Here is a 13,709-nt window from a genome sequence, read left to right on the forward strand (position 1 = left end):
CGGCCGACTCGACGTCCAGCGATTGGTTGACGCCTTCGCAACAGCTTCGACGTGAGGAAACCACCCTTTCCGGCAAAGGCTTTTCTCAGCGTTTGAGACCGCACCGCGTACACTTGCGCCCTGCACTATCCGGAACACTCCATGTCCACCACCGACACCTTGCTGACCGTTCTCGCCATCGCCGTGCTGGCGGTCATCGTGCTGCAAGTGATTGCGCTGTTGCGCGGTCGCGGCGACGCCGGGCTCACCGCACGCCTGGACGCGCTGAAGGACGACAACCGCCACCTGCGTGACGCCCTCGCCCAGGAGCAACGCGCCGGCCGCGGCGAGCTGGCGCAGACGCTGGGCCAGTTCCGTGGATTGGTGCAAGAGCAGCTCGGCACCATGAGTGACCAGCAGCAGGAGCGGATCGGCGGCTTTGGCCAGCGACTCGAGTTGCTTACGGAACGCACGGACGCTGGACTGCAATCGCTCGCACAGCGATTGACGGAAGACGCGCGCAAGAGCCGCGAGGAAGTCACGCAGACGCTCAACCGCTTCGGCGAACAGCAGCAGCAGCGTCTGGCAGCGCTTACCGCCGACAACGAAAAACGCATGGGTGAAGTGCGCGCGACGCTGGAAAGCAAGCTCAAGGCGATCCAGGACGATAACGCGGCGAAGCTGGAGCAGATGCGCGCCACCGTTGACGAGAAGCTGCAGAGCACGCTGGAAACGCGCCTGGGCCAATCCTTCCAGCTGGTTTCCGAGCGCCTCGAAGCGGTGCAGCGCGGCCTCGGCGAGATGCAGAGCCTGGCCACCGGGGTCGGCGATCTCAAGCGTGTGCTGACCAACGTGAAAACGCGCGGCACCTTTGGCGAGGTGCAGCTGGGCGCGCTGCTGGAGCAGATCCTGATTCCCGAGCAGTACGCCGCCAATGTGGCGACCGTGCCCGGCTCGGCGGAACGCGTGGAGTACGCCATTCGCCTGCCTGGCAACAGCAGCGATCAGCCCGTGTGGCTGCCGATCGACGCCAAGTTTCCGATCGAGGATTACCAACGTTTGCTGGATGCACAGGAAGCCGCTGATGTGGACGCCGCATTGGTCGCAGGCCGCGCGCTGGAAATGCGCGTCCGCGAGGAAGCCAAGCGCATTCACAGCAAGTACGTGGCGCCGCCGCACAGCACCGACTTCGCCATCCTGTTCCTTCCTACCGAAGGTCTATATGCGGAAGTGATTCGCCGTCCTGGCCTGTCGGACCTGTTGCAGCGCGACTACCGCATCACTTTGGCCGGACCGACCACGCTGACCGCTTTGCTCAACAGCCTTCAGATGGGTTTCCGCACGCTCGCGATCGAGAAGCGCAGCAGCGAAGTGTGGCAGTTGCTGGCGGCGGTGAAGACCGAGTTCGGCAAGTTCGCCGGCGTGCTGGAAAAGACGCGCAAGAAGCTCACTGAAGCGAGCAACGTGATCGATCAGGCGGGTGTGCGTACCCGCGCGATCGAGCGCAAGTTGCGCGACGTGGAATCGCTGCCGGGGGAACAGGTGCAACAGTTGCTGGGCGATACGCCGGTCAATGGCGATGAGGAAGAAGAAGACGAGGCGCCGGGTTGATCAACGCCTGAACCCCTCTCCCTTCGAGTCCCCGAAGGGAGAGGGGCTTAACCTCGTGACGCTTACTCGCTAACCGTCACCCACGCGCATGCGCCGCTGCGCGCTCAATCAACGCATCATCCGGCCGCACGCCGGTGTAGAGCACGAACTGCTCCACCGCCTGCAAAGCGATCACTTCCGCGCCCGTGATCACCGGCTTGCCCTTGGTGCGCGCCAGCTGGATCAGCGGCGTCTCCGATGGCAAGGCCACTACGTCGAATACGACCCGCGCGCGCTCCACTTCCTGCTCGGTGAAAGCCAGCGTCTGTGCCTCAGGCCCTTCCATGCCAAGCGGCGTGACGTTGATCAGCAGCTCCGCCTCGATGCCCCGCATATCCGGCGCCCACGCGAAGCCGCTGGCCTCGGCCAGCTTGCGTCCCGTCGCTTCATTGCGCGCCACAATATGGCCATGCCGGAAGCCGGCATCACGCAAAGCGCAGGCCACCGCCTTCGCCATGCCACCGCTGCCGCGCAGCGCCAGCGTGGTTTGCGGCGACACCTTGTGCTGTTCGATCAACTTCGCGACTGCGATGTAGTCGGTGTTGTAGGCGTGCAGATGACCGTCGTCGTTGACGATGGTGTTGATCGACTCGATCGCTGCCGCGGAGGCGTCGATTTCATCCACCAGCGGAATGCAGGCTTCCTTGAACGGCATGGAGATGGCGCAGCCGCGGATGCCCAGCGCGCGGATGCCGCCGATCGCCGCCGGCAGATCGCGTGTGGTGAATGCCTTGTAGACGTAATCCAGCCCCAGCGCTTCGTATAGATAGTTCTGGAAACGCGTGCCGAAATTGCCCGGCCGGCCGGACAGCGACATGCATAGCTGGGTGTTGCGGTTGATACGGAGGGTCATGCGGTACTCCTTTGCTTTTCGGCCGCCCACTCGATGAAGCGGCGGCCCATCAGCTCCAGCCTGCCATGAATCGGCAAGTCTTCAACCCCGTTCGGGTAAGAGGCGCGTTCCATCACATGCATCGAGACGCGATGCCTGCCGGAGCCGCTCCCATGAAAACCTTGCTGATGACGCTGGCCCTGGTCGCCGGCCTTGCCCATCCCGGACACGCCGCGGCAGTGGGCCGTATGCTGGACCTCAGTGTGTACGACCGCAGCAGCCAGCGCAGCCTGCCGGTGTACCAGCACCATGGCCGCTACTACATCGCTGGGGAGCCAGGCCATCGCTACCAGGTGAGCCTGCGCAACCGTAGCGGTGACGATGTGCTTGCGGTGCTCTCGGTGGACGCGGTCAATGCGATCTCCGGTGAGACGGCGCAGTGGTCGCAGACTGGCTATGTACTCGACGCCTACGCCGGCACCGATGTGCTCGGTTGGCGCAAGAGCCTGACCCACGTGGCAGATTTCGTGTTCGCCGATTTCGATCAGAGCTATGCCGTACGCACCGGCCGGCCAGACAACGTGGGCGTGATCGGCGTGGCGGTGTTCCGCCGCCAGCCCATGCCGGTTCCCATGCCGATGGCGCGCGCCGCTGATCGGATGGAATCCGCTCCCGCCGCCGCCGAAGCCAATGCGCCGGCCCCTGCAGCGAAGCAAACACAAGCCCTTACCGCCCGGGCGAAAAGCGATGCGCCGCTCGGCACCGGACATGGCGAGCGCGAGTACTCGGCGGTGAACTACGTCGACTTCAAGCGCGCCAGTGACACCCCGGATGAAGTGATCACGCTGTACTACGACACCTGGGAACACCTGGTGGCGCAGGGCGTGGTACCGGCCACACCACCTCGGCGCGGCCGGCCGGAACCGTTCCCCGGCAGCTTTGTGCCCGACCCGTCATGACTTCCTGCCTGGTAGCGCCTCCGCGAGCCGAAGGGTCTTGACGCAGGCGCTACACTGATACGCCTGAGTCTTAGCCGAAGGAATCCGCATGAGCGACCACGCCCACCCAACCGACGTCACCCGCGAGCAGGCCGAAGAAGCCGTACGCGTGCTGCTGCGGTGGTCCGGCGAGGACCCGGCGCGCGAAGGCCTGCTCGACACCCCCAAGCGCGTGGTCAAGGCCTATCGCGACTGGTTCAGCGGCTACCAGGTGGACCCGGGTGAATACCTGCGCCGCACCTTCGAGGAAGTGGCCGGCTATGACGAAATGGTGGTGCTGCGCGATATCGAGTTCGAAAGCCATTGCGAGCACCACATGGCGCCGATCATCGGCCGTGCGCACGTCGGCTACCTGCCCACCAACCGCGTGGTGGGCATCAGCAAGCTCGCGCGTGTGGTCGATGCCTACGCGCGCCGCTTCCAGGTGCAGGAAAAACTCACCGCACAGATCGCGCAGTGCATCCAGGAGAACCTGCAACCCGCCGGCGTGGCCGTCGTGATCGACGCGAGCCACGAGTGCATGACCACGCGCGGCGTGCACAAGCGCGGCGTGTCGATGGTGACCAGCCAGATGTTGGGTGCCTTCCGCGATGACGCGCGCACCCGCGCGGAGTTCCTGCAGTTCATCGGCATTCGCGGCGGACGTTGATGCGCGCATCCTTGATCGTCGCGCTGCTGGCACTGCCGCTGCTGGCGGCGGCCCAGGGCTACCCCGGCACGCCGGCCGAGTACCTGAAGCTGATGGACACCAACGGCGACGGCAAGATCAGCGAAGCCGAATACGTGGAGTACATGAGCGCCGGCTTCCGCCGCATGGATACGAACGGCGACGGCGTGCTGGAAGCGGACGAACTGCCCGGCGGCCACGGCAAGCCCGTCACCCTGCAGCACTACCAGGACAACCTGCGGCGCCAGTTCCACAAGCTGGACCGCAACCATGACGGCTTCCTCAACGCCAAAGAGCTGACCGCCCCGCCGCAGGGCTGAGGACGACTCCCCGTAGGAGCGCACCCTGTGCGCGAAACGGCCCGTCAGGGCTGCGCTTTCATACATTCCGTTAAAAGCGCGGCCCTGACGGGCCGTTTCGCGCACAGGGTGCGCTCCTACGGGTGTGATGCGCTGCCGCAACGACTGTCGCCATCCTGATAGACGGGTTGCGCTATCGTTCGCTCTTCCACAGCCCCGGCTCCACTCCCCGCATGGAACAGCCCGTTACGCATGTCGCCGAACCGCGCCGCCGCGCGGCGGTCGCCTTCATCTTCGTCACGGTGCTGCTGGACATGCTGGCCTTCGGCATCGTCATTCCGGTGCTGCCGCATTTGATCGAGCAACTGGCCGGCGGCGGCATCGCCAACGCGGCGTGGTGGGTCGGTATTTTCAGCACGGTGTTCGCCATCGTGCAGTTCGCTTTCTCGCCGGTGCAGGGCGCGTTGTCGGATCGCTTCGGGCGACGGCCAGTGATCCTGATCTCCAACCTCGGCCTGGCGGTGGATTTCATCGTGCTGGCGGTGGCGCCAACGCTGTGGCTGCTGTTTGTCGCGCGCATCGTGCTGGGCATGACCGCGGCCAGCTTCACCACCGCCAACGCCTACATCGCAGACATCACGCCGAAGGAAAAGCGCGCGGCGGCGTTCGGCATGCTCGGCGGCGCGTTTGGCCTGGGTTTCATCATTGGCCCCGGCCTGGGTGGCCTGCTCGGCGACATCTCGCTGCGGCTGCCGTTCTGGGCAGCCGCCGGTCTGGCGGCCTGCAATTTTCTGTATGGCCTGTTCGTGCTGCCGGAGTCACTACCGAAAGAACGCCGCACGCCACGCTTCGAGTTGCATAGCGCCCATCCGCTGGGCGCGTTGAAGCTGCTGCGCCGCTACCCGCTGGTGCTGGGGCTGGCGGTCGTGATGTTCCTGGTCTATCTCGCCCACTACGTGCTGCAGACCACGTTCGTGCTGTATGCGGACTATCGCTACGGCTGGGGGCCGCGCGCCGTGGGTTTCGTGTTGATGCTGGTCGGCGCCTGCGATGGTTCGGTGCAGGCCTTTCTCACCGGTCGCCTCACGCCGCGCTACGGCGAACGGCGCGTGCTGGTTGCCGGCATGTTGTGCGGTATCGGCGCGTTCCTGCTGATGGGGCTGGCGAACACGGGCTGGATGTTCTTGCTTGGCATTCCGCTGATGGCGCTGTGGGGCCTGTCCGGTCCGCCGATCCAGGCGATCATGACGCATCAGGTCGATCCCACCGAGCAAGGCCGCCTGCAGGGCGCCATCGCCAGTCTGGGGAGTTTCGCCGGCATCTTCGGGCCGTATCTGTTTGCGCAGATCTTCGCGTTCTCGATCTCGCCCACGTCGCCACTGCATCTGCCCGGCCTCGCCTTCGTGGTCTCCGCCGTGCTGCTGCTGATCGGCACGGTGATCGCCGCCCGCATTACCCGCCGCACCGCCGACCTCGCCACGCACAAAGGCGAAGAACCCGAGCCGTGCGCGGCCGCCGTTCCCGGCGATCTTTCACCGATCGCTGTCACCCGTCCTGTTGACCCCACTCCTATCAACCCCACGGAGCCATCCTCATGACCCTTTCTATGTATCAGGCCTCGGTCCCGGTGTTCCTGCGCGCGCTGAGCAACCTCACCCATGTACTGAAGAAGGGCGAAGCGCACGCCAAGACCAAAGATGTCGCGCTCGACGTGTTGCTGCAGACGCGCCTGATCCCCGACATGCTCCCGCTGGTGCGGCAGGTGCAGATCGCCACCGACATGACCAAGAACGGCACCGCCCGCCTGGCCGGCGTCGAGCCGCTGAAATTCGAAGACACCGAAACCAGCTTCGAGCAGCTGCACGCCCGCATCGAACGCGCCGTCGACTACATCAAGAGCTTCAAGCCCGATCAGATCGACGGCAGCGAAGGCCGCACCGTCACCATCAAGACCCGCAACGGCGAACAGAGCTTCGAAGGCCAGGCGTATCTGCTGCACTACGTGCTGCCCAACCTATTCTTCCACTGCACCACGACTTACAACATTTTGCGTGTGGCGGGGGCGGAGTTGGGGAAGGCGGACTATATGGGTAAGGCCTGAGGCCTCTTAGCTCTCTCACCGCATTGCATGAAGGCACCGGCCGCTTTCATGCAATGCGGTGGTTTCTGTCGTTTTCAGTTTGGCCAGGATGCATGCACACCTCGCCCAAACTTTGAGCAGTTTGCACCGACATTGCTCCCTCCTACACAAACCATCGCTTTGTTGTAGGCCATGCACGCAACGCCGTGCATTCAATGGATAAGTTGCGGCACGTCTTTGCCCAAACCCTCGGCAATCAACAGACCACCTCACCAAGTTTAAGACGCGTCCGATTGCGAAGCATCGGAACGGACAAGTATCAGGTGAGTTCGTAAGCGTTCCGTTTCGATTTGGCGAACGAATCGCCAAATCACGTTCGCTTCGACTGAGGGGACCATCGGTCGCCTGCCATCTGTGCAGCCATACCGGCCTGCTAACGACACATCACCTCGATGTACAACTCGGGGAAGAGGGAGATTTTTCTATGCAATCGAGGCAACTCATTTCCACCGCTCGAAAGACGGCATTGGTCAGCGCATTGTCCGCTTGTCTTTTTGCAGGCTCGGCTCACGCTCAAAGCACGGTCGGCGACATCTACGGCACAGCCGCTCCATCTCAGGTCATTCAGGTGCAAAACTTGGGCTCGGGAGCGAGCCGCCAGGTTGAAGCGGACAAGGATGGTCGCTACCGCGTCGCCTCATTGCCGATCGGCCGCTACAAAGTCAACCTGCAGGATCATGGCCAAACAGTCAGCAGCCAGGAGATCGCCGTCGTCGCTGGACAGTCCGCACAGCTCAACTTCGCAGAGAAGGGCAGCGCTGGCGGGGCTCATAGCCTCGAAACGGTCACAGTGTCGGCCAACGCACTCGCCGCTATCGACGTCACCAGCGTCGAGTCCCGCACAACGTTCAGCGCGAGCGAGCTCAATGACCTGCCCGTGCCGCGCAATGTCGTCGACATCGCCGCGTTGACACCAGGCACGATCAAGGGCGATCCCGTCTTTGGCAACCTGCCCTCATTCGGCGGCTCGTCGGTCGCTGAGAACAGCTACTACATCAACGGCTTCAACGTCACCAATCTCTTCAACAACCTCTCGTTCTCGGAGGTCCCGTTCCAGGCAATCGACCAGCTCGACGTGCAGACCGGCGGCTATGGTGCCCAGTACGGCTTCTCCACGGGTGGTGTCACCAGCGTGGTCACCAAGCGCGGCACCAACGAGTGGAAGGGCGGCGTCAGCTGGGTCTTCACCCCTGACTTCGCTCGTGAAAACGCACCCACCACTTACCGAAAGAACGACACGCTCTACCGCAACTTCGAGCGCAACGCGACCAACGACAACGTCTATTCGGCCTGGATCGGTGGCCCGCTCATCAAGGACAAACTGTTCTTGTTCGGTATCTTCCAGGCGCAGCAGCAAACCCAGACCAATTATCCGGCGGCGTCCGGCTCCGGCCAGGGAGTCACGCCCAACTCCGCCACACGGAACAAGTTCAACAACCCCTACTCGCTGATCAAGCTGGACTGGAACATCAACGACAGCAACATCGTCGAGTACACCCATCTCAACAATACGCAGCACACGACCAACAACTACTTCACCGCCGCCTATGATGAGAGTGGCACACCCCGCACCACCGACTACCTCGGTCAGCGCCAGGTCAAATCCGGCGGCAATACGGACATTCTCAAGTACACCAACTACCTGACGGACAATCTGACGCTCTCCGCTCAGTACGGCTGGATGAACAGCCTCAACTCGTCGCGCTACATTTCTCCTGACGGCACCGTCACCACCTACAACGGCGACATCAACTCTCCGGCACAGGGATGTGCTTATGTCATTGATGCACGCTGGTCGGTAACAGGTGCCAATCAGACTCCGGTTACCAACGACCCCTACCACTCCTGCTACACATCCACCAACAACGACATCTTTGGTGGCAAGGACCAGCGCAAAAACTGGCGTATCGATCTCGAATGGAAGCTGGGTAACCACAGCATCGCAGGTGGGTATAGTCGCGATGACTGGAAGTCGGATGCAGGCAGCACCTATGCCGGCGGCGCCCTCTACTATTACCAGAGCCAGGACAAAGATGTAGCCAACGACTACGTCTCGGTCTACAACTTCCGCACGGGTGGATCGATCAAGATCATCCAGAAGTCCTGGTACCTTCAAGACAATTGGCAGATCAGCGATCGCTTCCTCGCGTATGTCGGCATTCGCAACGATTCGTTCGACAACAAGAACGGCGCAGGCCAAAGCTTCGTGAAGCAAACCAATATCTGGCAGCCGCGCCTGGGTTTCTCCTGGGATGTCCTCGGCGATTCCGGCACCAAGATCTTTGGCACCGCAGGCCGTTATTCGCTGCCTGTCGCCGCCAACGTCGCCCTGCGCGCAGCCACATCGTCCTACTACACCATTCAGGACTGGACCTACACAGGTGTCGATCCGGTAACCGGCGCGCCCGTTCTTGGCGACAAAATCGGCGATCCAGTGATCGTGAATGGCGAGAGCGGGGCAACACCGGATCCTCGCTCGGTGGCAGACCGCAACCTGCGCCCGTACTCACAGGATGAGTACATCCTCGGCGTGCAGCACAAGATCAACAGTGATAACGATCTTCTCGACGGCTGGGTCGTCGGCGCCAAGGCCATCTATCGCAAGCTCAACAATGCCATCGACGATACCTGCGACTGGCGTCCTTTCTACCGCTACGGGCAATCGCTCGGACTGGACATGGATGCCAATGGCGACGAGTTTACGCCGCCACCGAACACCCCGGGCTGCTTCATCTACAACCCGGGCAAGCCGCTGACGCTCCAACTCGATCTGGACGGAAGCGGCCAACTCCGCCCCGTCACTATCCCAGCCGATCAATTCGGCACCAAAGCCAAGCGCAGCTATCAAGGCATTGTGCTTACCGCGGAAAAGGGCAACAGCCGTTGGTACGCCAATGTGTCCTATACCTGGTCGAGGAACTACGGAAACACCGAGGGCCTGGTGAAATCCGACAACGGCCAGACCGATACAGGTACCACCCAGGATTTTGATTACCCTGAACTCGGCATCGGCTCCAATGGCTATCTGCCCAATGACCGTCGCCATAGCTTCAAGGCTTATGGCGCCTACAAGTTTTCGCCCGAATGGTCGGTGGGCCTGAATGTGCTGGTCCAGTCCGGGCGTCCGAAGAACTGCTTTGGCGGTGGCCCTGGCGCATCCATCTCGGATGGCATTCCGAGTTACAACTCGGCGTACTTCTGGTGCGAGGGTGAAGTGGCTCCACGCGGTAGCCGCGGCCGTACGCCATGGACGTGGACCATGAGTCCCAATGTCGTCTTTACCCCGAACTGGGCTAAGGGACTGACCTTGAAGCTCGACATGATCAACATCTTCAACAACACAAAACCGATCACCGTGAGCGAAGTGGGGGAGCGCCAGCCCGGAGCCACTCCAACAACCTACTACTCCACGACCTATGACATACCCACCAGTTATCAGACGCCGCGCTACTTCCGCTTGATGGCCCAGTACGACTTCTCGTTGTGAGTCACTAGCCTTCAACGGCAGTTGCCTGAAGGCGATTTCCGTGAAATGCCGCCGGACTTCCGGCGGCATTTTTTTTGGCTGACGCAGCGGATAGGTGCGGGTATTGATGGGCATCAGGCCGCCCCCATTTCATGGCCTTCTGCCCCCTCTCCTCGGAGATTGTCATGACATCTTCCAAACTTAAAATCGACTTCGTCTCCGACGTCGTCTGCCCCTGGTGCGCCGTGGGCCTCAACTCCCTGGAGCAGGCGTTGCGCCAACTCGGTGACGATGTCGCGGTGGAGATGCACTTCCAACCGTTCGAGCTGAACCCGCAGATGGCACCGGAGGGTGAAAGCGTCGCCGAGCATCTGGCGCGCAAGTACGGCAGCACGCCGGAACAGATGGCGCAGAACCGCGAGGCGATCCGTCAGCGCGGCGAAGCGGTGGGTTTCACGTTCAACATGGATAAGCGAGGCCGCATCTACAACACCTTCGATGCGCATCGTCTGCTGCATTGGGCGGAGCTGCAGGGCAAGCAGGCGGCGCTGAAGCATGCACTGCTCGGCGCCTATTTCACCGATGGGCGAGACGTGAGCGATCATGAGGTGCTGGCCGATGTGGCCGGGCAGGTCGGCCTTGATCGCGGCGAAGCGCTGGCGGTACTGGCGGAAGGTCGTTTCGCGGATGAAGTGCGCGAGCAGGAGCGCTTCTTCCAGGCGCAAGGCATCAGCGCGGTGCCGTCGGTCATCGTCAATGGCCGTTACCTGATCCAGGGCGGCCAGCCGCCGGACGTGTTCGAGCAGACGCTGCGCAAGATCGCCGCGGAAGGCTGATCGGAGCTGGATTTTCCGCCGGCCGGGCGCGATGCCGCCCGGCCGCTTACAATGGCCGGACCGCGCCCTCGCCTTCCAGGCGACCGGGCGCCCCTCCGATACGCTCCCCGCCGGCCCGATGCTTACCGACGACACCAAGGAATCGATCCGCGCCGCTTATGCGCGCCTGAAGGAAGGCCTGCCTGGCTTTCGCGCGCGCGCGTCGCAAGGAAAGATGATCGCGGAAGTCGCCAAGGCCCTGGCGCAGGAAGGTGGCGCCGCGGTGATCGAAGCGCCTACCGGCACCGGCAAATCGATGGCGTATCTCATTGCCGGCGTGGAAGTGGCACGCGCGCAAAAGAAAAAGCTGCTGATCGCCACCGCGACGGTCGCGCTGCAGGAACAGCTGGTACAGCGCGATATTCCGCTCTACCTCAAGCTCAACGGACGCGAGGCCAAGGTGGCGCTTGCCAAGGGCCGCGGCCGCTATCTATGTCCGCGCAACCTGGCGATGGCGCGCAACAGCGTGCAGGACGCCGGGCAGATGGGCCTTGGTTTCGATGCCGACCTGGCGCTGTGGTCCAAGCCGCCGGCGGAGCGCGACAAACAAGTGCTGTCCAAGCTCGCCGGTGCGTTCGACCGCGCCGAATGGGATGGCGACATCGACAACGCGCCCGAAACGCCCGGCGACATGCTGCGCGCGATGATCACCACCAGCGCGGGCGGTTGTACCGGACGCAAATGCGGCCAGTTCATGGCCTGCCCGTTCTTCGCCGCACGGCGCGCGGTGGGCGACGCGGAGATCATCGTGGCCAACCAGGATCTGGTGCTGGCCGATCTCACCATGCCGCGCGAGGAAGACGGTTTCGGCGGCGTGATCCTGCCCAAGCCGGACGAGGTGCTCTACATCTTCGACGAAGGCCATCACGTGCCGTCCAAGGCGATCGATCGTGGTGCTTCCGATGTGCATATGAGCGTGGCGGTGCGCCAGCTCAGCCGGTTGGGCCGACAGATTCATGCCGCGTATTCGCTCACCGACAAGGAGGTGATCGGCAAGCTCACCCTGGATGCCAGTGACCAGAAGCTGCAGGAACTGAGCGACGCACTGGAGGAACTGGAGAAGGACATCCGCCTCGCCTGGCTGCCCTCCCCCGATGATGACGAGCCGATGTACCGCGGCTCACTCGGCCAATTGCCGGAATCGTGGGTGGAGCATGCGCGCGCCCTCTACGTATTCACTGGCGAGATGGAACGCTGGATTGGCGCAGTGCGCCGCGCCGTGCTGGAGATGACGGAAGGCGGACCCACCAACGAGGCGCTGTCGCGCGAACTCGGCATGGCGCTGGAACGTATCGATCGCCAGCTGCGCACCTGGCGCGCGTGGTCCAGCGAGGATCGTGATGGCGCACCGCCGTTGGCCCGCTGGGTCACGCTCACCGCGGATCAGCAGCTGGTTTGCCACGCCTCCTCCGTCTCCGCCGGCGCACTGTTGCGCAGCGTGCTGTGGGGCAACGCGAGTGCGGTGGTGATGACCTCGGCCACACTCAGTGCGGGCGGCAATTTCCGCGGTTTCGCCGATGCGGTTGGGCTGCCCGACGAAGCCGTAACGCTGAGCCTGCCCTCGCCCTTCAATCTCGCCGTCCAGGCACGGCTGGAAGTCCCTGCATTGAAAGCACTGCCCGATGCGCGCGAAGCGCATGTGCAGGAAATCACCGACTGGCTGGCCGCGAACCTCGACTGGGATGCCGGCAATCTGGTGCTGTTTACCTCGCGCGCCAAGCTGGATCGGGTGCTGCAGAAGCTGCCGATCGAATACGTGCGCAAAGTGCGCGCGCAAGGCTCATTGGGCAAGGCTCAATTGGTCAACGAACATATCGCCGACATCGAGGCCGGCAAGGGCAGCACACTGTTCGGCCTCGCCTCGTTCGGCGAAGGCCTCGATCTGCCCGGCAAGTTGTGCGAGACGGTGGTGATCACCCAGCTGCCGTTCGCCGTACCCACCGATCCCGTCGGCGCCACCTATGCAGAGTGGCTGGAATCGCGCGGCCGCAATCCGTTCATCGAAGTGACCGTGCCCGAAGCGACGCGCCTGCTCACGCAGTATTGCGGCCGCCTGATCCGTACCGAAACCGACCATGGCCGCATCGTGTTGCTGGATCGCCGCGTGGTACTCAAGCGCTATGGCGAACGCATGCTCAATGCCCTGCCACCGTTCGCGCGCGTGATCGAGCGCGCCGCATGAGTCCGCGCATCATTCGCGCGCAGGATTGTCCCCCGCAACCGTGGAAGAACGGCATGGGCCGCACGCGCGAGATCGCGGTGTTCCCGCCGGGCGCGGATATGGCGAGCTTTCTGTGGCGCATCAGCGTGGCCGAAGTGGACAGCGCCGCACCGTTCTCCGCATTCCCTGGCGTCGACCGGCATATCGCCCTGCTCGACGGCGCGGGTTTCAGCATGACACTCGATGGGGCGCACACGCATCGACTGGATCGCCCGTATGTGCCGTTTGCGTTTCCGGGCGAGGCTTCCGTCGCGGTGTCGCTGATCAACGGCGCCACGCGTGACTTCAATCTGATGCTGCGACGCGGACAGGCCGTTGGCCGGATCGATGCATGGCACGCCCCCGGACGTTACGCGCCTGGCGCGGACGTCGTGCTGATTTACTGCGCCCGTGGCGAAGCCGTTACTGTTGATGGCGTATTGCACGCAGGAGACGCGCTGCTGACGCCTTCGCCGGGCGTGGAACTGGAGCTAAGAGACAGCACCGTCATATTCGCCGTATCTGTCGAACCCCCAGGCAAATAGTGGGCATCGATTTCCCCGGCTGACCGCACGCCGTCCGACCAAGCCGCCTATACTCCGG

11 protein-coding genes are annotated in these 13,709 nt (G+C 63.1%); 10 read left to right on the plus strand and 1 reads right to left on the minus strand.

Annotated features, from left to right (window positions below; all coding sequences use genetic code 11):
- Positions 1 to 141: 141 nt before the first annotated feature.
- Positions 142 to 1,590 (plus strand): DNA recombination protein RmuC, encoded by a 1,449-nt coding sequence (gene rmuC / locus ISS97_RS08160; protein WP_379985334.1) that lies wholly within the window; start codon positions 142 to 144, stop codon positions 1,588 to 1,590.
- Positions 1,591 to 1,666: 76 nt separating this feature from the next.
- Here rmuC and ISS97_RS08165 read toward each other — a convergent pair whose 3' ends face one another.
- Positions 1,667 to 2,482 (minus strand): shikimate 5-dehydrogenase, encoded by an 816-nt coding sequence (locus ISS97_RS08165; RefSeq protein ID WP_379985333.1) that lies wholly within the window; start codon positions 2,480 to 2,482, stop codon positions 1,667 to 1,669.
- Positions 2,483 to 2,634: 152 nt separating this feature from the next.
- Between ISS97_RS08165 and ISS97_RS08170 the strand changes: the two genes are divergently transcribed.
- From ISS97_RS08170 to ISS97_RS08210, 9 genes are all read left to right on the plus strand, one after another.
- Positions 2,635 to 3,420 (plus strand): hypothetical protein, encoded by a 786-nt coding sequence (locus ISS97_RS08170; RefSeq protein WP_379985332.1) that lies wholly within the window; start codon positions 2,635 to 2,637, stop codon positions 3,418 to 3,420.
- Positions 3,421 to 3,508: 88 nt separating this feature from the next.
- Entirely contained in the window at positions 3,509 to 4,108 is a 600-nt protein-coding gene (gene folE / locus ISS97_RS08175; protein WP_379985331.1) for a GTP cyclohydrolase I FolE, read from the plus strand.
- A complete protein-coding gene (locus ISS97_RS08180) occupies positions 4,108 to 4,446 on the plus strand; it encodes an EF-hand domain-containing protein (RefSeq protein ID WP_379985330.1) in 339 nt (112 codons plus the stop codon). The genes folE and ISS97_RS08180 overlap by 1 nt, the downstream gene beginning before the upstream one ends.
- Before the next feature lie 212 nt (positions 4,447 to 4,658).
- Positions 4,659 to 6,023, plus strand: a complete 1,365-nt coding sequence (locus tag ISS97_RS08185) for a TCR/Tet family MFS transporter (RefSeq protein WP_379985329.1) — start codon at positions 4,659 to 4,661, stop codon at positions 6,021 to 6,023.
- Positions 6,020 to 6,526, plus strand: coding sequence for a DUF1993 domain-containing protein (locus ISS97_RS08190; RefSeq protein WP_379985328.1), 507 nt, complete (start codon positions 6,020 to 6,022; stop codon positions 6,524 to 6,526). The genes ISS97_RS08185 and ISS97_RS08190 overlap by 4 nt, the downstream gene beginning before the upstream one ends.
- A gap of 463 nt (positions 6,527 to 6,989) precedes the next feature.
- The gene (locus tag ISS97_RS08195; RefSeq protein ID WP_379985327.1) at positions 6,990 to 10,052 is read left to right on the plus strand and encodes a TonB-dependent receptor; all 3,063 of its coding nucleotides are present in this window, start codon (positions 6,990 to 6,992) and stop codon (positions 10,050 to 10,052) included.
- Between the two features lie 164 nt (positions 10,053 to 10,216).
- Positions 10,217 to 10,867: a DsbA family oxidoreductase gene (locus tag ISS97_RS08200; protein ID WP_379985326.1), complete on the plus strand. Its 651-nt coding sequence runs from the start codon at positions 10,217 to 10,219 to the stop codon at positions 10,865 to 10,867.
- Positions 10,868 to 10,985: 118 nt separating this feature from the next.
- Entirely contained in the window at positions 10,986 to 13,088 is a 2,103-nt protein-coding gene (gene dinG / locus ISS97_RS08205) for an ATP-dependent DNA helicase DinG (protein ID WP_379985324.1), read from the plus strand.
- Positions 13,085 to 13,651: a HutD/Ves family protein gene (locus ISS97_RS08210; protein WP_379985323.1), complete on the plus strand. Its 567-nt coding sequence runs from the start codon at positions 13,085 to 13,087 to the stop codon at positions 13,649 to 13,651. Before dinG ends, ISS97_RS08210 begins: the two co-directional genes overlap by 4 nt.
- Positions 13,652 to 13,709: the final 58 nt, after the last annotated feature.

Source organism: Dyella koreensis, from assembly GCF_044904565.1.
Lineage (GTDB): Bacteria > Pseudomonadota > Gammaproteobacteria > Xanthomonadales > Rhodanobacteraceae > Dyella_D > Dyella_D koreensis.